Source organism: Streptomyces sp. NPDC057002, assembly GCF_042673825.1.
Classification (GTDB): Bacteria; Actinomycetota; Actinomycetes; order Streptomycetales; family Streptomycetaceae; genus Streptomyces.
This window is the reverse complement of the sequence record NZ_JBHURZ010000001.1, coordinates 568788-590313: the sequence shown is the minus strand read 5'-3', so window position 1 is coordinate 590313 and position 21526 is coordinate 568788. Positions and strand designations below refer to the sequence as shown.

20 protein-coding genes are annotated in these 21526 nt (G+C 71.4%); 7 read left to right on the top strand and 13 right to left on the bottom strand.

The genetic code is table 11. The features are described from left to right. Window positions 1-73: 73 nt before the first annotated feature. Window positions 74-1771, top strand: coding sequence for an amidohydrolase (locus ACFT32_RS02700; RefSeq protein WP_382484978.1), 1698 nt, complete (start codon window positions 74-76; stop codon window positions 1769-1771). On the opposite strand, the gene ACFT32_RS02695 is transcribed toward ACFT32_RS02700, so the two are convergent. The 3 genes from ACFT32_RS02695 to ACFT32_RS02685 are packed head-to-tail and all read right to left on the bottom strand — an operon-like array spanning window position 1734 to window position 4368. Beyond that, window positions 1734-2606: a metal ABC transporter permease gene (locus tag ACFT32_RS02695; protein ID WP_382484976.1), complete on the bottom strand. Its 873-nt coding sequence runs from the start codon at window positions 2604-2606 to the stop codon at window positions 1734-1736. The genes ACFT32_RS02700 and ACFT32_RS02695 overlap by 38 nt on opposite strands. Then, window positions 2603-3451: a metal ABC transporter ATP-binding protein gene (locus tag ACFT32_RS02690; RefSeq protein ID WP_382484974.1), complete on the bottom strand. Its 849-nt coding sequence runs from the start codon at window positions 3449-3451 to the stop codon at window positions 2603-2605. The genes ACFT32_RS02695 and ACFT32_RS02690 overlap by 4 nt, the downstream gene beginning before the upstream one ends. Next, window positions 3448-4368, bottom strand: a complete 921-nt coding sequence (locus tag ACFT32_RS02685; RefSeq protein ID WP_382484973.1) for a metal ABC transporter solute-binding protein, Zn/Mn family — start codon at window positions 4366-4368, stop codon at window positions 3448-3450. Before ACFT32_RS02685 ends, ACFT32_RS02690 begins: the two co-directional genes overlap by 4 nt. Before the next feature lie 164 nt (window positions 4369-4532). On the opposite strand from ACFT32_RS02685, the gene ACFT32_RS02680 reads away from it, so the two are divergent. The 4 genes from ACFT32_RS02680 (at window position 4533) to ACFT32_RS02665 (ending at window position 7481) form a co-directional block, all read left to right on the top strand. Continuing rightward, a complete protein-coding gene (locus tag ACFT32_RS02680; protein WP_382484971.1) occupies window positions 4533-5213 on the top strand; it encodes a transcriptional regulator in 681 nt (226 codons plus the stop codon). Continuing rightward, the gene (locus tag ACFT32_RS02675; protein ID WP_382484969.1) at window positions 5210-6187 is read left to right on the top strand and encodes a pyridoxal-phosphate dependent enzyme; all 978 of its coding nucleotides are present in this window, start codon (window positions 5210-5212) and stop codon (window positions 6185-6187) included. Before ACFT32_RS02680 ends, ACFT32_RS02675 begins: the two co-directional genes overlap by 4 nt. 140 nt (window positions 6188-6327) lie before the next feature. Further along, window positions 6328-6684, top strand: a complete 357-nt coding sequence (locus ACFT32_RS02670) for a cupin domain-containing protein (RefSeq protein WP_382484967.1) — start codon at window positions 6328-6330, stop codon at window positions 6682-6684. A 92-nt stretch (window positions 6685-6776) separates the two neighbouring features. Then, window positions 6777-7481, top strand: coding sequence for an SDR family oxidoreductase (locus ACFT32_RS02665; protein WP_382484964.1), 705 nt, complete (start codon window positions 6777-6779; stop codon window positions 7479-7481). A 12-nt stretch (window positions 7482-7493) separates the two neighbouring features. Here ACFT32_RS02665 and ACFT32_RS02660 read toward each other — a convergent pair whose 3' ends face one another. Continuing rightward, window positions 7494-8858 carry a VWA domain-containing protein gene (locus ACFT32_RS02660; RefSeq protein WP_382484962.1) on the bottom strand — a complete coding sequence of 455 codons (1365 nt, stop codon included), beginning with the start codon at window positions 8856-8858 and terminating at the stop codon, window positions 7494-7496. Then, window positions 8855-9712: an AAA family ATPase gene (locus ACFT32_RS02655; protein ID WP_382487014.1), complete on the bottom strand. Its 858-nt coding sequence runs from the start codon at window positions 9710-9712 to the stop codon at window positions 8855-8857. Before ACFT32_RS02655 ends, ACFT32_RS02660 begins: the two co-directional genes overlap by 4 nt. A gap of 139 nt (window positions 9713-9851) precedes the next feature. Between ACFT32_RS02655 and ACFT32_RS02650 the strand changes: the two genes are divergently transcribed. Then, entirely contained in the window at window positions 9852-10424 is a 573-nt protein-coding gene (locus tag ACFT32_RS02650; RefSeq protein WP_382484960.1) for a TetR/AcrR family transcriptional regulator, read from the top strand. Between the two features lie 98 nt (window positions 10425-10522). On the opposite strand, the gene ACFT32_RS02645 is transcribed toward ACFT32_RS02650, so the two are convergent. Together ACFT32_RS02645 and ACFT32_RS02640 are read right to left on the bottom strand one after the other, a co-directional pair. Beyond that, complete coding sequence (locus ACFT32_RS02645; protein WP_382484958.1) at window positions 10523-11830, bottom strand: FtsX-like permease family protein; 1308 nt, start codon at window positions 11828-11830, stop codon at window positions 10523-10525. A gap of 3 nt (window positions 11831-11833) precedes the next feature. Further along, window positions 11834-12619, bottom strand: a complete 786-nt coding sequence (locus ACFT32_RS02640) for an ABC transporter ATP-binding protein (protein WP_382484956.1) — start codon at window positions 12617-12619, stop codon at window positions 11834-11836. A 156-nt stretch (window positions 12620-12775) separates the two neighbouring features. On the opposite strand from ACFT32_RS02640, the gene ACFT32_RS02635 reads away from it, so the two are divergent. Next, on the top strand, window positions 12776-13570 hold the full coding sequence (locus ACFT32_RS02635) for an SDR family NAD(P)-dependent oxidoreductase (RefSeq protein ID WP_382484954.1): 795 nt from the start codon (window positions 12776-12778) through the stop codon (window positions 13568-13570). Here ACFT32_RS02635 and ACFT32_RS02630 read toward each other — a convergent pair. The 6 genes from ACFT32_RS02630 to rhaI form a co-directional block, all read right to left on the bottom strand. Further along, window positions 13546-14226: a lactate utilization protein C gene (locus tag ACFT32_RS02630; RefSeq protein WP_382484952.1), complete on the bottom strand. Its 681-nt coding sequence runs from the start codon at window positions 14224-14226 to the stop codon at window positions 13546-13548. The two genes, ACFT32_RS02635 and ACFT32_RS02630, sit on opposite strands and share 25 nt — an antisense overlap. Further along, the gene (locus tag ACFT32_RS02625; RefSeq protein WP_382484950.1) at window positions 14223-15701 is read right to left on the bottom strand and encodes a LutB/LldF family L-lactate oxidation iron-sulfur protein; all 1479 of its coding nucleotides are present in this window, start codon (window positions 15699-15701) and stop codon (window positions 14223-14225) included. Before ACFT32_RS02625 ends, ACFT32_RS02630 begins: the two co-directional genes overlap by 4 nt. Further along, window positions 15698-16453, bottom strand: coding sequence for a (Fe-S)-binding protein (locus ACFT32_RS02620; protein ID WP_382484947.1), 756 nt, complete (start codon window positions 16451-16453; stop codon window positions 15698-15700). The genes ACFT32_RS02625 and ACFT32_RS02620 overlap by 4 nt, the downstream gene beginning before the upstream one ends. A gap of 70 nt (window positions 16454-16523) precedes the next feature. Then, on the bottom strand, window positions 16524-17972 hold the full coding sequence (locus ACFT32_RS02615; protein ID WP_382484945.1) for a rhamnulokinase family protein: 1449 nt from the start codon (window positions 17970-17972) through the stop codon (window positions 16524-16526). Continuing rightward, window positions 17969-20008, bottom strand: coding sequence for a bifunctional aldolase/short-chain dehydrogenase (locus ACFT32_RS02610; protein ID WP_382484942.1), 2040 nt, complete (start codon window positions 20006-20008; stop codon window positions 17969-17971). The genes ACFT32_RS02615 and ACFT32_RS02610 overlap by 4 nt, the downstream gene beginning before the upstream one ends. Window positions 20009-20119: 111 nt before the next feature. Further along, the gene (gene rhaI / locus ACFT32_RS02605) at window positions 20120-21280 is read right to left on the bottom strand and encodes an L-rhamnose isomerase (protein WP_382484940.1); all 1161 of its coding nucleotides are present in this window, start codon (window positions 21278-21280) and stop codon (window positions 20120-20122) included. Between the last annotated feature and the right edge of the window lie 246 nt (window positions 21281-21526).

Below are 21526 nucleotides of genomic sequence, written 5' to 3'. Positions count from 1 at the left end.
CACCTCGTCCCTCCCCGAACCCGAACCCGAACCCGAACCCGAACCCGAACCCGAACCCGAAATGAGGTCACCCGTGAGCGACACCGCTCCCACCCTCGTCCTGACCGGCGGCCAGGTCCTCACCGTCGACGCGGACTTCACCGTCGCCGAAGGCGTGGCCCTGCGCGGCCGGGACATCCTGGCCGTGGGCAGCGACGCGGAGATGCGCGCCCTGGCCGGACCCGGCACTCGGATCGTCGAACTGGGCGGCCGGACCGTGCTGCCGGGCATCAACGACTCGCATCTGCACGGAGCCGCCTACGGGATGACGAAACCGCCCTTTGCCATCGACGTCGGCCATCCGGCGGTGAGTTCCCTCGCGGACATCGCCGAAGCCGTGGGCCGGGCGGTGCGGGACGCCCCGGACGGCGAGTGGATCGTCGGCCTGGGCTGGGACCCCGGCTATCTCGCCGAGTGCCTGGCCGATCCGGGCCGTTTCCCGCACCGCCGGGACCTGGACGCGGTGGCGCCGCACCACCCGGTCTGTCTGACCGACTTCTCCTCGCACATGGTGTGGGCCAACTCCGAGGCGCTGCGCCGCTGCGGCATCGACGCGGACACCGCGCCCCCGCCCGGCGGCGTCATCGACCACGACCCCGACGGCCGGCCGACCGGCATCCTGCGCGAGGCCGCCGGGCGGCTCGTCCAGGCCGAACTGCCCGCGCCCACCGTCGCCCAGCGCCGCCAGGCCATCCAGGGCGTGATCAGCGAGCTGCACACACGCGGCATCACCAGCTACACCGAGCCGGGCCTCGGCCCCGGCGGCGCCGGAACCCTGTTCGGCGGCCTGAGCACCGACAACTGGACCGCGTACGCCGAACTCGCGGCGAGCGGCGAACTCCAGGCCCGGGTCAGCGTCCTGCTGCTGCCCGCCCCCATGGGAGGCTCCGCCGACGACGTCCGCGAGGGCCTGGCAGAACTGCGCCGGCCCGAGTCGGCCGACCCCCGGCTGCTGCGGGCCATCGGCGTCAAGGTCTTCGGCGACGGCGTACCGCCCAACCGCACGGCCTGGATGAGCGAGCCCTACCCGGAAGGCGGTCACGGCGCCCTCTGTGTGCACGGCGACACCCCCGCCCTCCAGGCGGACGAACTGCGCGAGATGATCCGGGTCGCCCACGAAGCCGGTTTCCAGCTCGGCGTGCACGTCACCGGCGACCGGGCCATCGACACGGTCGTGGACGCCTTCGTCGCCGCGAACACCGCCGCGCCCCGCCCCGACGCCCGCCACTACGTCATCCACGGCGACTTCATCAGCCCCGGCAGCCTGGCCAAGCTCGCCGCACACGGCTACGGCGTCAATATGAACCCCGCCATCAAATGGACCATCTCCGACCTGATGGACGAGGTCGTGGGCCCCGAACGCTCCGCCTACCAGTGGCCGGTGCGCTCCGCGCTCGACGCCGGGGTACGGGTCTGCGCCAGCTCCGACGCGCCGATCACCGAGCCCGACTGGCGGCAGGGCGTGGCCTCGATGATGCTCCGGGAGTCCAAGGCCAGCGGCCGGCCCAGCGGCCCCGAACAGTGCGTGCCGCTCGCCGACGCCCTGCGCGCCTACACGGCCACCGCCGCCTGGCAGGACTTCGCCGACGACTTCAAAGGCACCGTCGAACCGGGCCGGGCCGCCGACCTGTGCGTCCTGGACCGGCCCCTGCTGGGCCTCGACCCGCACGAGATCACCGAAGTGCGGGTGGATCTCACCGTGTTCGACGGGCGAGTGGTCTTCGAACGCTGATCCGGCGACCGGCCACCCGGCACACCGCGTAGACGCCGAACGAGATCGTCGTGACGTAGGGGCTGATGGGGATGCTGCTGCCCAGCGCGAGCAGGATGCCGCCCTCGATCGAGGCCACGGCGAACAGCACGCTCAGCACGGGCAGCAGCACCGGCGACGCGGTGACCCGGGCGGCGGCAGCGGCCGGGGTGACGACCAGGCTGAGCACCAGCAGCGCGCCGACGACCTGCACCGACAGGGCGACCGCGAGGCCGAGCACCAGCATGAACGCGAAGGACAGCGCCCGCACCGGCACCCCGCGCGCCTCTGCCACGTCCGGATCGGTGCTGGCGAAGGCGAGCGGACGCCACATGACCGCCAGAGCGGCCAGCACCAGCACGGACGTGCCCAGCAGCCACGACATCTGCGGGGTGTCCACGGCCACGATCTGCCCGGTGAGCAGCCCGAACTTGTTGGCCGCCCGGCCCTGGTAGAGGGCCAGGAAGAGCACGCCCAGGCCCAGCCCGAACGGCATGATGATGCCGATCACCGAGTTGCGGTCGCGGGCCCGTGTCCCCAGCACCCCGATGACGCCGGCCGCCAGGAGCGAGCCGGCGATCGACCCCGCCACGATGTTCACGCCCAGCAGCAGCGCCGCCGAGGCGCCCGCGAAGGACAGTTCGCTGATGCCGTGCACCGCGAACGGCAGGTCCCGCATCAGCACGAACACCCCGGCCAGCCCGCCCACGAGCCCCAGCGCCACGCCCGCGAGGAGGGAGTTGCGGACCAGGGCGAGGAGTTCGCCGTAGTCGGTGAAGTCGAAGATCTGGTGCCAGATCCCGGCCGCGAGCGTCATGCGCGTACTCCGTCCGTCTCGTCCGACGGCTCGGGATGGTGTGCCGGTGCGGCCGGTTCGTCGGGCGCGCCCGCGACCACCACCCGGCCGCGCACCCGCACGACGTCGACCTGCGTGCCGTACAGCCTGGACAGCGACTCGGAGGTCAGCACCTCGTCCGGGGTGCCGACGCGGTGGCCGCCGGGGGCCAGGTACAGCACCCGGTCGACCATTCCCAGCACCGGGTTGATCTCGTGCGTCACGAAGACCACCGCCGTGCCGTGGGAGCGGCGCCGGGCGTCGATCAGTTCGGTGACGGCCCGCTGGTGGTTCAGGTCGAGCGACAGCAGCGGCTCGTCGCACAGCAGGATCCGCGGGTCGGTGGCCAGGGCCTGCCCGATGCGGACGCGTTGCCGTTCGCCGCCCGACAGCATCCCGAGCGGCACATCGGCGTAGGACGACGCCCCGACCGCCTCGAGGATCTCGTCCACCCGGCGACGGACCCCGCCGGTGCGCAGCCGTGGCCCGAAGCGGTGCCCGTCGATGCCGAACCGTACGAGGTCCCGGGCGCGCAGCATGGCCTGCGCGGACAGCGCGGCCTGCTGCGGGACGTAGCCGACGTCCCGGGCGGCGTCGCGGGCGGGGCGGCCGAGGACGGTCAGCGTCCCGGCGGACAGCGGCCGGCGGCCCAGCAGCGCCCGTACGAAACTGGTCTTGCCCGCACCGTTCGGCCCCAGCACGGCCAGGAACTCCCCGGCCCGTACGTCGAGATCGAGGCCGCTCCACACCTCGCGGGCACCGTACGACAGGGCCGCGCCGCGCAGACTGATGACAGGAACGCCGCCCTGCCGGGATATCGGGGTCACTTGGCCAGTGCGCTCGCGAGCGCGTCGACATTGGCGGTCATCCAGCCGAGGTAGTCCTTGCCCTGAGGCAGGGTCTCGGTCACGGGCACGACGGGAATGCCGGCCGCCTTGGCCGCCGCCTCGGTCTTCTCGGTCTGCGGGCCGGTGGTCTGCTCGTTGTAGACGAGGGCCTCGACCTTCCTGCCGCTGAACAGCGCCAGGTTCTCCCGGAGGATCCGCGGGGAGACGTCGTCACCCTCCTCGATCGCCTCGCTGAACTCCGCGGGCGTCCGGTTGACCAGGCCGCTCGCCTCGGTCATGTACAGCGGCACGGGCTCGGTGATCGCCACGCCCGCACCGCCGTGCGCCTTCCTGATCCGGGCCTCCTTCGCCTCCAGTGGCCTGAGCCCGGCCTTGAAGGCGGCGGCGTTCTTCTCGAAGACGGCCGCGTCGGACGGGTCGGCCTCGGTGAGGGCCGCGGCTGTACGGTCGGCGACCTTGGCGACGGTGGGGAAGTCGTACCAGACGTGCTCGTTCAGCTCGCCGCCCTTCGGCGCGGTCTTGCCGGAGACCTTGACCGCGTCGATCACCCGGGCGGAGTCGTTGTGGCCGCCCTTCAGCATGCGGCCGACGAAGTCGTCGTAACCGCCGCCGTTCTCCACGACGACCTCGGCCTTGGACAGCGCCAGCTGGTTCTGGGGGTCGGCCTCGTAGGAGTGCGGGTCCTGGTCGGGGTCGCTGATGATCGAGGTGACGTCGACTCTGTCGCCCCCCACGCGCCGCACGATGTCGCCGTAGACGTCGGTGGAGGCGACCACCGCGACGCGGCCCGGTGTGCTCTGGCCGCCGGTGGAGTCCGACGAGCTGCCGCAGCCCGCGAGAAGGGCCAGTGACGCGCTGGTCAGCAGCGCCAGGCGGCGGGACGTGGACAGGGACATGGCTCCTCCATGACGGACGTGCACTGGGTACTTGGCAGCGCCACGCTAGATGGGAATGAATGTCAAAAGCGGGTTCCGGCCGAAGTCATGTGAAAACCATTGCCAATTGTTGAAGCAGGAGATCTGGACTGGAAATCCAGGCATTGGACACGTAGTCTAAATCCATGCGAGAGACTCTGACCGCGGAACGGGATGCGATCCTCGCCGCGCTGACACCGGTCGTCGAAGGAATCGCCGCGACCTTCGGGCCGGTCTGCGAAGTCGTGCTGCACGACTACCGGAACCCGGAGAAGTCGGTGGTCGCCGTCGCCGGATCGGTGACCGGGCGGACGGTGGGCGGCGCGATGAGCGAGATCGGCATGCGCGTGCTCGCCGGGGGTGACGAGGCGGCCGACGAGCTGAACTACGTGACCCGCACCCGGAACGGGACGCTGGTGAAGTCCTCCACGATGGTGCTGCGGGATTCCACGGGGGCCGTGTTCGGCGCGCTCTGCGTCAACGTGGACGTCAGCGCCGTCACCCAGGTCCACGGCCTGCTCGGCGCGCTCGCCGGAATCCGCCCCGAGCCGGCGGAGCTGCCGACCACCACCTTCGGCAACGACATCGACGCCGTGGTCGACGCCCTCGTGGACGTCCACCAGTCGAAGCAGCGGGGGAGCTGGGCGGAACTGGACCGCGCGGAGCGCCTGGAGCTGTTCGGCGGGCTGGACACACGCGGCGTCTTCGCCGTGCGGGGCGCCGTTGAACAGGTCGCCGCCCGGCTCGGGATCTCCCGCGCCTCCGCCTACAACTACCTCTCCCAGGCCCGGGCCGCCCACGACACTGCCACCGGAGGACCCGCGTGACGACCACCACCCCACCGGTCACCCTCGACGACGTCCGGGACGCCGCCGCCCGGCTCAAGGGCGTCGCCCACCGCACCCCGGTGCTGCGTTCCCGCACGCTTGACGCACTCGCCGGTGCCGAGATCCACCTCAAGTGCGAGAACTATCAGCGCGTCGGCGCCTTCAAGTTCCGCGGCGCCTACAACGCCGCCTCCCGCCTCACCCCAGAGCAGCTGTCGCGGGGCATCGCCGCCTACTCCTCCGGCAATCACGCCCAGGCCGTCGCCCTGGCCGCCCGTGAGCTCGGAACCACCGCCGTGATCGTCATGCCGGAGGACGCCCCGCCCTCCAAGCGGGCGGCCACCGCCGGCTACGGCGCCGAGATCGTCACCTACGACCGCTACACCGGCGACCGCGTGGCCATCGCCGAGGCCCTGGCCGCCGAACGGGGTCTCACCCTCATCCCGCCGTACGAGCACCCGCATGTGATGGCCGGCCAGGGCACGGCCGCCCTCGAACTCCTCGAAGAGACGGGGGAGTTGGGGGCGATCGTGACACCGGTCGGTGGCGGCGGGCTCATGGCCGGGAGTGCCACGGTGGCCAAGGGGCTGCACCCGGACATCCGCATGATCGGCGTCGAACCGGAGGCCGGGGACGACACCAAGCGTTCGCTGGAGGCCGGACGGCGGATCAGCATCCCGGTGCCGCACACGATCGCCGACGGACAGGCCCTGTACACACCGGGCGAACTCACCTTCTCCGTCAACCGGCGGCTCGTCGACGAGATCGCGCTGGTCACCGACGACGAGATCCGGGACGCGATGCGGTTCGCCTTCGAACGCCTGAAGATCGTCCTCGAGCCGAGCGGTGCCACCCCGCTCGCCGCCCTGCTGACCGGCCGCGCGGGTCCTCTCCCGCAGCGCGTGGGCGTCATCCTCTCCGGCGGCAACATCGACGCCGGACGCTTCGCCGAGCTCTGCGGAAACGAGGTCTGATCGGGCGTTCTTCGGTGGCGGCCCCGGATGGACGGGCGGACGATTGAGGGGTAGGAGGCCGGCCGCCGACGGCGGTGTCCAGGGCCGCCGGGGAGACCGGCCCCCGGCCGCGGTGCGCCGCGGTCGGAAGGGAGCGCGTCATGTTGGAAGTGAAGACGCTCGACAAGCCGGACGAGCGGCGTGATTTTCCCCGCGGTCACCTCGAAGCCGTCCATATGACGGAACTCGACTTCGCCGTGGCGACCTTCGAGCCCGGCTGGCGCTGGTCCGAGTCCGTGGCCCCGATCGCGGGCACCGCCAGCTGTCAGATGCACCACAACGCCTACATGCTCCAGGGTCGCATGCACATTCGCATGGACGACGGCGGTGAGAGCGAGGTCGGCCCCGGCGACGTCTTCGTCTGCACGCCCGGTCACGACGCCTGGGTGGTGGGCGACGAGCAGGTCGTGGTCTACGACTTCCAGGGGCAGTCGGCGAGGGAGTTCGCGAAGAAGTAGCGCCCTCTTGCTCTTCGGAAACCGATCGGTTTACGCTTCCCTCCGTGGGAAACCGATCGGTTTCCCGTGTGGAGAACACGAGGGAGACCCCTATGACCGCCATCGAAGGTTCCGTCGCGCTGGTCACCGGCGGCAGCCGCGGCATCGGCCGGGCCCTGGTCGAGGCCCTGTACGAGCGGGGTGCCGAGAAGGTGTACGCCACCGCCCGCGACCCGCGCACCGTCACGCACCCCGACGCCGTGCCGCTCGCGCTGGAGGTCACCGACCCCGCGTCCGTCACAGCTGCGGCCGAGCGGGCGCGGGACGTCACCCTGCTGATCAACAACGCGGGCGCGTCGGTGAATGCGAACTTCCTCGACTCGCCCGTCGAGGACGTCCGCCGGGAGTTCGAGACCAACTTCTACGGGCCGCTCCTGGTGACCCGGGCCTTCGTCCCCGTCATCGAGCGCAACGGCGGCGGCCACATCCTCAACCTGCACTCCGTGCTGTCGTGGATCGGCCTCGCCGGCTCCTACAGCGCGTCCAAGGCCGCCTTCTGGTCCCAGACCAACTCGCTGCGACTCGATCTGAAGCCGCGGGGCATCGAGGTCACCGGCCTGCACGTCGGGTATGTCGACACCGATCTGACCGCCGCCGTCGACGCTCCGAAGTCCACGGCGGAGAGTGTCGCGGCCCAGGCCCTCGACGGGGTCGCGTCGGACGCCTACGAGGTCCTGGCCGATGACATCTCCCGGCAGGTCAAGGCCGGTCTTGCGGCCGACCCCGCCGCTCTCTACCCGCAGCTCGCCGTCGCCTGATCACGCCCTGGGTCACACCGGCAGCAGCCGTGCCACCAGCGCGCTGAGCTGTCCGACATTGCGGCACTCGTGCATCTCGACCAGCTCGGCATAGAGCGGCGCGACGGAATCGCCCGTGCCCCACAGGGAGCGCTGCTCGGGGTTCAGCCAGTAGACGCGGCGCGCCCGTCCGGCGATCCGCCGTACGGCGGGCAGATTCGGGTCGCTCCGGTTCGTCCGGGCGTCACCGAGGACGAACACGGTCGTGCGCGGACCGACCGCGTCGCCGTAGATCTCGGCGAACTCGCCCAGCGCCGTCCCGTAGTCGCTGCTGTCGTGCCATCCGGTGAGGGTGGCCTCCGCCCCGATGCGGACGCTGAGCCCCTCCGGGTCCGCGGTGCCGTGCCTCAGGAGCGCGGTCACCTCGTCGATCCGGTTGACGAAGGCGAACACCCGCACCTTGCTGAACTGGTCGTGCAGCGCCTGGACCAGCAGCATCGTGAAGTCCGAGAACCCGGACACCGACCCCGACACATCGCACAGCAGCACCAGTTCGGGGCGGGCCGGGCGGCGCCGGCGCAGCACCGGCTTCATCGGCACCCCGCCCGTCGACAGCGAACCGCGCAGGGTCCGCCGCAGATCGATCGTGCCCCGGGAGGCGCGGCGGCGCCGGGCCGCGAGCCGGGTCGCGAGCTTGCGGGCGAGCGGCTGGACCGCCCTGCGCAGCTCCGCCAGCCGGGCCTTCCCGGCGAACAGGAAGTCCACCTGGTCGGCGGTCGGGGCCACCGCCCGCCGGGCGATCTCGTCCCGGTCCCGCCGCTCGGCGACCCGACGCCGCGCCTCCGTGGCCACCAACGCGCGGAAACCGTCGATGCGTCGCCGGATCTCGTCCTCCAGCAGCCGGTCGGCGAAGCCCGAACCGCCGCCCTGCCCACGCACGTTGTCGCGGACCCGGGCGAGCAGGGTCTGCGGGCGCAGCCGTTCGAGCGCCTGGTACGACGACCAGCCGTCCGACTCCGGCGAGGAGCCGTAGCCCCCGAAACCGTCGACCGCCTCGACCGCAAGCCGGCCCAGCATCGCCTGGTCGTCGGCGGCGAGTGCCGCTGCCAGCCGGTCGCGCAGATCGTCCCGTCCGGCGGCCTTCTGCTCCGGGCCGCCGACGCCGCGCGGGAAGTACAGGTCGAAGACCGGGTCGAACACCTGCCGTTGCCCGGTGCCGTGCAGCAGCGTCGCCGCCAGCCCCTCGCGCAGCAGCTCCCGGTCCGTGAGACCGAGCGCCTCGATCGCCTGCCCCGCGTCGACCGTCTCCCCGGTGCCGATCCGGATGCCGTGCGCGCGCAGCGCCCCGACCAGGGACGTCAGCCGTTCCGCGACGCCCGGGCCCGTCGGGGTGGTCACAGCGCGTCCAGGTCGAGCTTGGCGCTCGCCTTGAGGACGTCCTCCTGATGCTTGAGGAGCACGCCCAGGGTGGCCCGCACGACCGTCTCGTCCAGAGTGCCGGCGCCCAGCGCGAGCAGTGTGCGCGCCCAGTCGATGGTCTCGGCGACCGACGGCACCTTGCGCAGATCCATCGCCCGCAGCGCGCCCACCACCCGGACGACCGAGCGGGCCAGCGCCTCGTCGAGCCCCGGCACCTTCAGCCGTACGATCCGGCGCTCCAACTCCTCGTCCGGGAAGCCGATGTGGAGGAAGAGGCAACGGCGGCGCAGCGCCTCGGACAGCTCCCGGCTCGCGTTGGAGGTCAGGACGACGAAGGGGCGGCGCGTCGCCGAGATGGTGCCCAGCTCGGGCACGGTCACCTGGAAGTCGCTGAGCACCTCCAGGAGCAGGCCCTCCACCTCGACGTCCGCCTTGTCGGTCTCGTCGATCAGCAGCACCTTCGGGTCGTCACCCCGGATGGCCGTGAGCAGCGGCCGGGTGAGCAGGAACTCCTCGCTGAAGATGTCCGTGCGCGTCTCGTCCCACGACTCGTCGCGGCCCGCGCTGATGCGCAGGAGCTGCTTGGCGTGGTTCCACTCGTACAGCGCCCGGGACTCGTCGACCCCCTCGTAGCACTGGAGGCGCACGAGCCGTGCGTCCGCGACCTCGGCGACGGCCTTGGCGAGCTCCGTCTTGCCGACCCCGGCCGGGCCCTCGACCAGCAGCGGCTTGCCCAGACGGTCGGCGAGGAAGACGGTCGTGGCGACGGCGGGCGAGGCGAGATACCCGGTCCCGGCCAGACGTGCGGAGACGTCGTCGACGGATGTGAACAACGGGGCCTCCAGGACGGCGGCGATGGTCAGTGGACTATCTAAGCGCTTGTTCAGCCAGGATGTCACGGGGGTTCCGGGTACCGGAAGGTGGTAGACCGATCGGTTTCCCCGCTCTCCGGGGCGAGGTAGCCTCACCTCTATGGCCACCACAGACAAGGCGTCCACCCGGGAGCGGCTGCTCGACGCGGCGGCCGAGATCTTCTACCGCGAGGGCGTCTCCGTCGGTGTGGAGGCGCTGTGCCGGAGCGCCGGGGTCTCGAAGCGGTCCATGTACCAGCTCTTCGCGAGCAAGGACGAGGTTCTGGCGGCGAGCCTGGCCCGGCGGCTCCCGGAGTACGAGGCACGGCTGGTGCCCGGCCCGCAGGAGGAGACCGGCACTCCGCGCGAGCGGATACTGCATGTCTTCGACCGGCTGGAGAAGGCCTCCGCCGAACCCGCCTACCAGGGCTGCCCCTATCTCGCCGCGCTGGTCGAGCTCAAGGATCCCGGGCACCCGGCGAGTGCGGTCGCCCGCGGGGCGAAGGAGCGGCTGCTGGGCTTCTTCCGCGCACAGGCCGAGGAGGGCGGCGCGCGGGACGCGGAGCTGCTCGCCCGGCAGCTGATGCTGGTCTTCGACGGGGCCGGCGCCCGGGCAGGGGCCGGAATCGAGACCCTGGACGGCCTGACCACGGCGACCGTGACCACGCTGCTGGACGCGTCCGCCATGCGGTGAAGGGACGGCCGCCGAAAGCGACCGTCCCCGTGACCGCCGAAGCGACCGCCCCACCCCCGCGACCGCCGAAAGCGGCCCCCTCGTAACCGTCCTGGTCGTCACGCCACCGCGACCGCCCCGACAGCCGGAGTGTGCAGCGTCCGCCGGGCCGTGGCCAGGCTCGTGCCCGGCGTCACCACCGCCGCGACCGCGACGACCGCCACGCCGATGCCGAAGAACTCGCCCGGCACCACCTCGTCCGTGCGCACCACCGTGAAGGGGACGACCCCCGCCAGCGCCGCCAGCGTGCCGAAGAACACCCCGGTGGCCATCAGGATCAGCCCTTCGGCCCCCACGAGCCCGAGCACCTGCCCCGGAGTGGCCCCCGCGAGGCGCTGCTGCCCGAACTCCCGGATCCGGTAACTGGTCGCCGCGTAAAGCGAGTTGACCAGCATGACGCACACGAAGACCACGATGATCCCGACGACCGTGAAGTTGAGCGTCTCGAGGGTCTTCGCGTCGACCGACTTCACCGCCCCCGAGGCCTCGATGGCATCGCTCTCCACCACCTGCATGGTCAGCGTCGCCGTGGCGACCGCCGTGAACAGGATCAGCGACATCAGGATCCCGGCGAGCTGCCCGGCCCGCTCGCGCAGATTGCGCACCGCAAGCCAGCCGCTCGCGCCGCTCAGCGGCAGCCGGTCCAGCACAGCCGCCAGCAGCCGCGGCGCCCGCAGCGCGCACCCGACGGACAGCAGGATCGCCCCGTACGTCGGCGGCGCCATCAGCGCGGCGTCCGTCGCCGAGAACACGAACGTCGAGGTCGCCGACGCGGCACCGGCCACCAGAGCCGCGTAGGCGAGGACCGTCCGCGCCCGGCCCCGCCGCCGGCTCCTACCCGTCGCACGCCGCACGGCGAGGAACGCGGCCCCCACCGCGGCGAGCAGCGTGACGCCGATACCGGACGCCGACGCCACCGGACCGAAGGAGTGCTCGACGGACCGGGCCACCTGACCGCTGTCCCGGAACACCTCCAGCAGCGCCCGGCCGCCGAGCAGCGCCGGGCCGATCGCCAGCGCGGCGCCCACCAGGGCCACGGCCAGCGCCTCACCCACGACCATCCGCTTGAGCTGCGCCGGAGTCGCCCCCGAGCAGCGCAACAGCTCCATCTCGGCGGCCCGCTGACGCACGTTCACCGTCAGCGTCGAGGCGATCGCGAAGAACACCAGCAGGCTGCCGTAGCCGCCGACCACGCCCGCCGCGGTGGACAGGGTCTCCTTGCTCACCGAGTCCACGCCCGGCTGCCCGGCCGTGTCGTGCATCGAGTTGAACGTCATGACGATCGCCGCGCCGAGGAACGCGGACAGCAGGGTCGCGAGAAACCGCCCGGGCCGCTGCCGTATCGACCGCATCGCGAGGACGAACACGGCTCACACCCCCGTCCGCACGTCGTCGCCCAGGTGCGCCAGCCGCTCCGCGACCGCGTCGGCCGTCGGCGCGTCCATCCGGCCCGCGAGCCGGCCGTCCGCCAGGAACAGCACGGTGTCGGCGTACGAGGCGGCGACCGGGTCGTGCGTCACCATCACCACGGTCCGGCCGTGCACCCGCACCGCCTGCCGGAGCAGTCGCAGCACGTCCCGCGCGCTGCGCGTGTCCAGCGCGCCCGTCGGCTCGTCCGCGAAGATCACCCGCGGTTCGGTGACGAGCGCCCGGGCGATCGCGACCCGCTGGCGCTGACCGCCCGACAACTGATCGGGCCGGTGTCCGAGCCGGTCACCCAGTCCCACCGCGGTCAGTACGTCGCGGACCCGCTGCCGGTTCACCCGCCGCCCGGCCAGCTTCAGCGGCAGCACCGTGTTCTGAGCGACGGTCAGCGTCTCCAGCAGGTTGTACTGCTGGAACACGAACCCGATCCGGCCACGCCGGAACCTCGTCAGCTCGGCCTCGCCGCCGCCCGTCAGCTCCGTGCCGTCGACCTGCACGATCCCGCTGTCGGGCCGGTCGAGCCCCGCAGCACACTGCAACAGCGTCGACTTGCCGGAACCGGACGGCCCCATCACCGCCGTGAACGTGCCACGCCCCAGACCGAGCGTCACATCGTCCAGGGCGGTCACGGCGCTGTCGGCGCTCCCGTACGTCTTGGTGACCTTGACCAGCCGCAGCGCCTCGGCCGCGGGCCCCGGGTCCTGGTCCTTTCGTGCACCGGTGCGCACCATCGTCGTCCCCCTCCGTCCGACACGCCCTGTGTCTCGTCCTCGACGCTACGGAGAAGGTGACGTGACCACACTGGCCGCAGAACCCGTATCGGGGGGTGTACTCAGCGACACCCCGGGGGTACCCGATCACACCAGCACCGAAAGGGTTGACCCGGCATGCAGATCGATCTGAAGGGCCGCACCGCGCTGGTGACCGGCTCCACGCAGGGCATCGGCGCCGCGATCGCCTCGGGCCTGGCCCGGGCGGGCGCCAGGGTGGGTGTCAACGGCCGCTCGCCCGGGCGGGTGCGGGAGGCCGTGGACCGGATGCGGGGCGAGGTCCCCGGCGCCGACCTGGTGCCCGTGGCCGCCGATGTGACGACCGAAGAGGGCGCGGGGCAGGCGGTGGACGCCCTGGGGCAGGTGGACATCCTCGTCAACAACCTCGGCGTCTTCGAGTCCGCCGACCCCCTGCAGATCAGCGACGACGAGTGGCGGCGCTACTTCGAGGTGAACGTGCTGGCCGCCGTACGCCTCACCCGGCTCGTCCTGCCCGGTATGACCGGACGCGGCTGGGGCCGGGTGCAGTACATCGCCAGCGACTCGGCGGTCGTCGTCCCCGCCGAGATGATCCACTACGGCATGTCGAAGACCGCCCTGCTCGCGGTGAGCCGGGGCTTCGCCAAGCAGGCGGCCGGCACCGGCGTCACGGTGAACTCCGTCATCGCCGGGCCGACCCACACCGGCGGCGTCGAGGACTTCGTCTACCAGCTCGTCGACCGCGACCTGCCCTGGGACGAGGCCCAGCGCGCCTTCATGCGACAGCACCGGCCGCAGTCCCTGCTCCAGCGGCTGATGGAGCCGGAGGAGATCGCGAACATGGTCGTCTACCTGGGCTCCGACCAGGCCTCGGCGACCACGGGCGGTGCCCTGCGCGTCGACGGCGGCTACGTCGACTCGATCCTGCCCTGAGCCCCGGGCCCGTCCCCGGTCACCAGGATCACCTCCAGCGTGCGCGGACCGTGCACCCCCTCGACCCGGTCCAGCTCGATGTCACTGGTCGCCGACGGCCCGGAGATCCAGGTCAACGGCCGTGCCGGGTCGAGCCGTTCGAGGCCCTGCGGCACCGACGACACGACCTGCCCGGGGACGCGCACGACGCAGATGTGGTGGTCCGGGACGAGGGTGATCCGGCGCCGGCCCTGGTCGGGCGAGCCGTCCAGCACGATGGTGCCGGTCTCCGCGATCGCGACCGCACAGGCCGTCACGACACTGTCCACCCGGTCGAGTTCGCCCGGAGTGCTCTCCGCCCGGTCCGCCACCCGCGTCACCCCGGTCCGCTCCAGCCACGCCGAGTCCAGCCCGGGCGGCACCAGCACCGAAGCCGACCCGCGCTTGTCGAGCAGCCCCGCGAGCAGCCCGGCCAGCCCCTCGGCGTCCGTGCGGTGCACGATCGCGCGGTAGTCCGCCAGATTCTCGGCCAGCAGCTCGACGGTCTGCTCGGCACTCCGGTCCCCGTGCTCGCGCACGTAGTCACGAGGAACCGCCTGCTCGTACGGACCGTCGTCCCGGGGCACGTCCGCCAGCGCGCGCCGCACCCGACCGAGGATCCGCTCCCTGCTGTTCACTTGGCACCGTCCTTCCCACCACGCGTGCGCTGCCACCAGTCCCGGAACGGCTCGGCGGGCACCGGCGGCAGATCCCGGGTACCGCTCCAGGCCCGGCCCGGCCCCGGCAGCGTACGGGGATGGAAACGGCGGGTCCGGGAGGCGGCGCGCTGGCCGGTGCGCAGCGCGCCCGGGTGCGTGAACGCCCAGCGGGCCGCCCGCATGGCCGCACGCTCGGCGGCATGCCCCTTCGCCGGACGCAGCACCACCTTGTTGCCCTCGCGGGTGACCTCACCGCCCTCCACGACCCGTTCCCGCAGATGCACCAGCACCTCGGGGATGTCGATGGCGACCGGGCACACCTCGTAGCACGCCCCGCACAGCGAGGACGCGTAGGGCAGCGAGGCATCGATCTCGCTGGCCGTGCCCCGCAGTTGAGGGCTGAGGATCGCGCCGATCGGACCCGGGTACACCGAGCCGTAGGCGTGGCCGCCGGCCCGCTCGTACACCGGGCAGACGTTGAGACACGCCGAGCAGCGGATGCAGCGCAGCGCCTGCCGGCCGACCTCGTCGGCGAGGGTGTCGGTGCGGCCGTTGTCCAGCAGCACGAGGTGGAACGTGCCGGGCCCGTCCTGGTCCGTCGTGCCGGTCCACGTCGAGGTGTAGGGGTTCATGCGCTCGGCCGTGGAGGAGCGGGGGAGGGTCTGCAGGAACACCTCCAGGTCCCGCCATGTCGGCACGATCTTCTCGATGCCGACGACCGAGATCAGCGTCTCGGGCAGGGTCAGGCACATCCGGCCGTTGCCCTCCGACTCCACGACCACCAGGGTGCCTGTCTCGGCGACCATGAAGTTGGCGCCGGAGATGCCGACCTTGGCGCGCAGGAACTTCTCCCGAAGATGCAGCCGGGCCGCCTCGGCGAGTTCGGCGGGCGTGTCGGTGAGGCCCTCGGGGGCCGCGCGGCCCCACTCGCTCATCTCGGAGCGGAAGATGTCCCGGATCTCGCCCCGGTTGCGGTGGATGGCCGGGACGAGGATGTGCGACGGCCGGTCCTTGCCCAACTGCACGATCAGCTCGGCGAGATCGGTCTCGTAGGCGCGGATGCCCTCGGCCTCCAGCGCCTCGTTGAGACCGATCTCCTGCGTGGCCATCGACTTGACCTTGACGACCTCCGACTCGCCCGTCATCTTCACGAGCTGGGTCACGATCTCGTTGGCCTCGTCGGCGTCGGCCGCCCAGTGGACGATGCCGCCGGCCGCAGTGACCGACTCCTCCAACTGCTCCAGATAGCGGTCGAGATGGCGCAGCGTGTGGTCCTTGATCCGCTTGCCCGCCTCGCGCAGCTCGGCCCAGTCGGACACCTCCGTCACGGCCTTCGCCCGCTTGGCGCGGATGGTGTGCGTGGCGTGCCGCAGATTGCCGCGCAGGGTCTCGTTGCCCACGGCCTCCCGCGCGGCCTCCGGAAACGCCGGCATGCCGAGATACGTCCCGCTCATAGGGCCGGTTCCTCCTCCGTGCTCGCCAGGATCTCCGCGAGGTGCACCGGCCGCATGCCGGTCCGCAGCCGGGTCATCGTCCCGCCGAGGTGCATCAGACAGGAGTTGTCGGCCGCGCACAGCACCTCGGCGCCCGTCGACTCGGCGTTGCATACCTTGTCGGCGCCCATCGCCGCCGAGACATCGGAGTTCTTCAGCGCGAAGGTGCCGCCGAACCCGCAGCATTCGTCGGCCCCCGGCAGCTCGGCCAGCTCCAGACCCTTCACTGCCTGGAGCAGCCGCCGCGGCCGGTCGCCGAGCCCGAGTCCGCGCAGCCCGTGACAGGTCGGGTGGTACGTCACCTTGTGCGGGTAGTACGCCCCGACGTCCGTCACGCCCAGCACATCCACCAGGAACTCCGTGAGTTCGTACGTCTTCGGCACCACCGGCGCCAGGGTGGCCGCGAGGGTGTCCCCACGTCCCTCGGCCCGGGCCCGCTCGCCCATCCGCGGATACAGCTCGCGCACCATCGCCCCGCACGACCCGGACGGCGTCACGATCGCCTCGTACTCCCCGAAGACATCGGAGAAATGCCGGGCGAGCGGCTCGGCCTCGTGACGGTATCCGGTGTTGTAGTGCGCCTGCCCGCAGCAGGTCTGCGCCATCGGGAAGTCGACGTCGACGCCCAGTCTGGTCAGCAGTTTCACCACGGCGCGCCCGGTGTCCGGATACAGCGTGTCGTTGACGCAGGTCAGGAACAGGGCGACACGCATCGCGGCTCCTTGTGGTCGATCATCGGATGAGTGAAGCGTAGTGCGGGGACAAGACCCGGGGGAGACCCCGTCAGTCCCCGGCGAGCCGGTCCTGCGCGGCGCGCCACCGCTCGGTCCCGCCGCGCGGCTCGTACCGCGTGAGCGGCTGCGTCCGGACGAGCAGCCGCCGCGTCCCGTCCAGGTCACCGACCAGACCGTGCGCCCGCGCCTGCACCAGCACATTGCCCAGGGCGGCGGCCTCCGTCGGCCCGGCGACCACCGGCAGCCCGCAGGCGTCGGCGGTCAGCTGGCACAGCAACGCGTTGCGCGTACCCCCTCCCACCACATGCACCACGTCGACCGGATGCCCGGCGAGCCGCTGGGCGTCCCGCACGGCCTTGCGATGCGCGAGGGCGAGAGAGTCGAGGATGCAGCGCGTCACCTCGGCCGGCGACTCGGGCACGGGCTGCCCCGAGGCCCGGCACGCCTCGGCGATCCGCTCGGGCATCCGCCCCGGCGCGAGAAACGCCGCGTCACCGGCATCGACGACCGACCGCAGCGCGGGCACCTTGGAGGCGTCCAGCAGCAGCGCCCCCAGATCCGTCTCGCCCCAGGCCCGCACGCACTCCTGGAGCAGCCACAGCCCCATGATGTTGCGCAGATACCGGACCGTGCCGTCCAGCCCCAGCTCGTTGGTGAAGTTGGCCGCCCGGCTCTCCTCGGTCAGCACCGGCGCGTCCAGCTCCAGACCGGCCAGGGACCAGGTGCCGGTGCAGATGTACGCGAACCGCTCGCCCGACGCCGGCACGGCGGCGACCGCCGACGCGGTGTCGTGCGACCCGACGGCCGTCACCGGCACGGGACCGGTCAGCCCGGTCTCCTCCAGCACCTCAGGCAGGAGCACTCCCGCGGCGTCCCCTGGCTGCCGCAGCGGCGCGAACAGCCCGAGATCGATGCCCAGCCGCTCCGCGACCCCGTACGCCCAGTCCCGGGTGCGCGGATCGATCAGCTGGGTCGTCGAGGCGTTGGTCAGCTCCGTGCCCTGCTCACCGGTCAGCCAGTACGTCAGCAGATCCGGCATCAGCAACAGCCGCCGGGCCCGGTCGAGCTGGGCCGTGGAACGGGCGGCGGTCAGCTGGTACAGGGTGTTGAAGGGCGCGTACTGAAGCCCCGTCGCCGCGTACAGCTCCTCGGCGGGCACGGTCGCCCACACCTTCTCCGCGACGGCCTCGGTACGGCTGTCGCGGTAGTGCACCGGGTTGCCGAGCAGCGCCCCGTCGGAATCCAGCAGGCCGTAGTCCACGGCCCAGCTGTCGATGCCGACGGAGTCGACCCGCCCGGCCGCCCGCAGCCCGTCCAGCACGCCCGCGTAGAGCCCGAGCACGTCCCAGCGCAGCCCCTCGGGCACCCGCACCGGCCGGTTCGGGAAGCGGTGGGCCTCGCTCAGCTCCAGCGAGTCCGAGCCGACACGGCCGACCATGACGCGCCCGCTGGACGCGCCGAGGTCGACCGCGGCGTACGACTTCACGGCCGCGCTCATCGCAGGAAGGCGGCCGCGACGCCGGCGTCGACCGGGATGTGCAGCCCAGTGGTGTGGGTCAGGTCCCCGCCGGTCAGGGCGAAGACGGCGCCCGCGACATGCTCGGGCAGCACCTCGCGCTTGAGGATGGTCCGCTGCGCGTAGAACTCACCGAGCTTCTCCTCCTCGACCCCGTACACGGCGGCCCGCTTGGCCCCCCACCCTCCGGCGAAGATCCCGGAGCCGCGCACGACACCGTCCGGGTTGATCCCGTTGACCCGGACGCCGTGCTCGCCCAGCTCGGCGGCGAGCAGCCGCACCTGGTGGGCCTGGTCGGCCTTGGTGGCCGAGTAGGCGATGTTGTTGGGCCCGGCGAACACGGCGTTCTTCGAGGCGATGTAGACGATGTCGCCCCCGAGCCCCTGCGCGATCATCACCCGCGCCGCCTCCCGCGACACCAGGAAGGACCCGCGCGCCATGATGTCGTGCTGGAGGTCCCAGTCCTTGGCGGAGGTCTCCAGCAGCGGCTTGGAGATGGAGATCCCCGCGTTGTTGACGACGAGGTCGACTCCGCCGAAGGCCAGCACAGCCGCCCGGAACGCCTCGGCGATCTGCTCCTCGGACGTGACGTCGACCGTCACGGCGACGGCCTTGTCGGCCCCGCCCAGCTCCTCGGCGACGGCCTGCGCGTTCTCGCCGTTGAGGTCCGCGACGACCACACACGCCCCCTCGGCCACGAGCCGGTGCGCGATGGCCTTCCCGATCCCACTGCCGGCACCGGTGACGAGCGCGACCCGCGTGGCCAGTGCCTTGGGCTTCGGCATCCGCTGAAGCTTGGCCTCCTCCAGCGCCCAGTACTCGATACGGAACTTCTCCGACTCCTCGATGGGCGCGTACGCGGAGACAGCCTCCGCCCCGCGCATCACATTGATGGCGTTGACGTAGAACTCCCCGGCCACCCGGGCGGTCTGCTTGTCCTTGCCGAACGAGAACATGCCCACACCGGGCACCAGCACGATCGCCGGGTCGGCGCCGCGCATGGCGGGGGAGTCGGGCAGGGCGTGCCGCCGGTAGTAGGCGGCGTACTCCTCGCGGTACTCGGCGTGCAGCTCCTTGAGCCGGGCGACGGCCTCGTCGAGCGTCGAGGACGGAGGCAGGTCGAGGACGAGCGGCCGGACCTTGGTCCGCAGGAAGTGGTCCGGACAGGAGGTGCCCAGCGCGGCCAGCCGCGGATGCTCGGCGCTGGCGAGGAAGTCGAGAACGACCTCGGAGTCGTTGAAGTGCCCGACCTGAGGCCGGTCCTGGGAAGCGAGGGCGCGTACATACGGCGCGAGCGCGGCGGCCCGCTCCCGGCGCTCACCGGCACTCAGCGCGGCATACCCCTCGATCACCGGCCCGAAGGGCTCGTCCTTCCCCCGCTCGGCCAGGAACTTCTCGGCGGTCCGGATGATGTGCAGCGAGTTCCGCTCGCACTCCTCGGAGGTGTCACCCCAGGCGGTGATCCCGTGCCCGCCGAGAATGCACCCGATGGCCTGCGGATTGGCCTCCTTCACGGCGGCGATGTCCAGCCCCAGCTGGAACCCGGGCCGTCGCCAGGGCACCCACACCACACTGTCCCCGAAACACTCGGCGGTCAGCTTCTCCCCGTCGGCGGCACAGGCGAGCGCGATCCCGGAATCAGGATGCAGATGATCGACATGAGCGGCCTCGACCAGGCCGTGCATGGCGGTGTCGATCGAGGGAGCCGCCCCGCCCTTCCCGTGCAGGCAGTAGTCGAACGCGGCGACCATCTCGTCCTCGCGCTCCACCCCCGGATACACATCGACGAGCGCCCGCATCCGATCCAGCCGCAACACGGCCAGCCCGCCCTCGGTCAACGTCCCGAGATCCCCACCGGACCCCTTGACCCACATCAACTCCACATCACCCCCGGTGACGGGATCGGTCTCAGTGCCCTTGGCGGAGGCGTTGCCTCCCGCGTAGTTGGTGTTGCGGGGATCGGCCCCGAGCCGATGCGAACGAGCGAGCAGAGCGGCAGCTTCGGGATGGGTAGCCATGAATACGTATTCCTCTCAAGGGACGGCGGGTGACTCACTCAGGGGCGCGGGGAACTGCGCGACCAGCCACAACCGGCCCGCAGCCCGAATCAAACAGAACCCGGCAGACGCTCACGCTCCCCAACCGGCCTGCTCCCCACCAACCCGCTCGGCAACGATCTTCTCCGCCCACCCCGAACGCCGGTACGCCGAAACAGGCTCAGGATCCAACCCCAACTCCTCCCGCACCTCCCGCAGCAACGGCCGCACATCCGTGTTGTACGCATCCATCACCACGGCGTTCGCCTCCAGCACATCCCCCGCCCGCTGCGCCGCACTCAACGCGTCGCCATCGACGAGCAAGGCCTTGGCCGTCGCTTCCTGCACATTCATCACCGACCGAATGATCGCCGGAATCTTCGCCTCGATGTTGTGACACTGATCGAGCATGAACGCGATCCCAGGCACGAACCCCCCACCCCGAATCACCTCGTACATGATCCGGAACAACTGGAACGGATCCGCCGCCCCCACCATCAGGTCGTCATCCGCATAGAACCGCGAGTTGAAGTCGAACCCCCCGAGCTTCCCCTCACGCAACAGCGTCGCCACGATGAACTCGATATTGGTCCCCGGCGCGTGATGCCCCGTGTCGACCACGACCTGCGCCTTCGGCCCGAGCTTCAGACAGTGGGCGTACGCCGTCCCCCAGTCCGGGACATCCGTCGAGTAGAACGCCGGCTCGAAGAACTTGTACTCCAGCAGCATCCGCTGCCCCTCGCCCAGCCGCTCATAGACCTCCGCGAGCCCCTCGGCCAGCCGGTCCTGCCGCCCCCGGATGTCGTCCTGCCCGGGATAGTTCGTCCCGTCGGCGAACCACAGCTTCAGATCCGTCGATCCCGTCGCATCCATGATGTCGACGCACTCCAGCAGGTGATCCACGGCCTTCCGCCGCACCGCTGCGTCCGGATGACAGATGCTCCCGAGCTTGTAGTCGTCGTCCTGGAAGGTGTTGGAATTGATCGCGCCGAGCCGCACACCACGCCGCTCCGCGTGTTTCGCCAGCGCCGCGTAGTCGTCGACCTTGTCCCACGGGATGTGCAGGGCCACCGTCGGGGCGACCCCCGTGAACTCGTGCACCTTCGCCGCGTCGTCCAGCTTCTCGTACGGATCACGCGGCACGCCCGCCTGCGCGAACACCTTGAACCGGGTGCCCGAGTTCCCGTACGCCCACGACGGCGTCTCGACGGCCTGGGTCTTGAGAGCGGTCTTCGCCGCGGCGAGCTCGGTCACGTCAAGGCTCCTGTGGCATCGGGTCGTAACGACCACTGAATGAAACGATTCAGGACGCGAAGCTATGGGCCCCCCGAAGGGGTGTCAACCCCTCCGGCCCACACGGTTTCCCGTGACCGGTGCGTGACCTTCTGTCCTCGAAATATTTTCGACCGGTACCCATTGACGTGACATGCGCGGCCCGCCTAACGTCCCGGCAATCCAGTTGAAACCTTTCACGACGCCGAGAGGGCCTCCCGCCGGCGT

Coding starts and splice junctions, on each gene's coding strand:
- ACFT32_RS02695 (WP_382484976.1), bottom strand. CDS start 2,606: ATGACGCTCGCGGCCGGGATCTGGCACCAGATCTTCGACTTCACCGAC.
- ACFT32_RS02685 (WP_382484973.1), bottom strand. CDS start 4,368: ATGTCCCTGTCCACGTCCCGCCGCCTGGCGCTGCTGACCAGCGCGTCA.
- ACFT32_RS02680 (WP_382484971.1), top strand. CDS start 4,533: ATGCGAGAGACTCTGACCGCGGAACGGGATGCGATCCTCGCCGCGCTG.
- ACFT32_RS02670 (WP_382484967.1), top strand. CDS start 6,328: ATGTTGGAAGTGAAGACGCTCGACAAGCCGGACGAGCGGCGTGATTTT.
- ACFT32_RS02665 (WP_382484964.1), top strand. CDS start 6,777: ATGACCGCCATCGAAGGTTCCGTCGCGCTGGTCACCGGCGGCAGCCGC.
- ACFT32_RS02650 (WP_382484960.1), top strand. CDS start 9,852: ATGGCCACCACAGACAAGGCGTCCACCCGGGAGCGGCTGCTCGACGCG.
- ACFT32_RS02640 (WP_382484956.1), bottom strand. CDS start 12,619: ATGGTGCGCACCGGTGCACGAAAGGACCAGGACCCGGGGCCCGCGGCC.
- ACFT32_RS02635 (WP_382484954.1), top strand. CDS start 12,776: ATGCAGATCGATCTGAAGGGCCGCACCGCGCTGGTGACCGGCTCCACG.
- ACFT32_RS02625 (WP_382484950.1), bottom strand. CDS start 15,701: ATGAGCGGGACGTATCTCGGCATGCCGGCGTTTCCGGAGGCCGCGCGG.
- ACFT32_RS02620 (WP_382484947.1), bottom strand. CDS start 16,453: ATGCGTGTCGCCCTGTTCCTGACCTGCGTCAACGACACGCTGTATCCG.
- ACFT32_RS02615 (WP_382484945.1), bottom strand. CDS start 17,972: ATGAGCGCGGCCGTGAAGTCGTACGCCGCGGTCGACCTCGGCGCGTCC.
- ACFT32_RS02610 (WP_382484942.1), bottom strand. CDS start 20,008: ATGGCTACCCATCCCGAAGCTGCCGCTCTGCTCGCTCGTTCGCATCGG.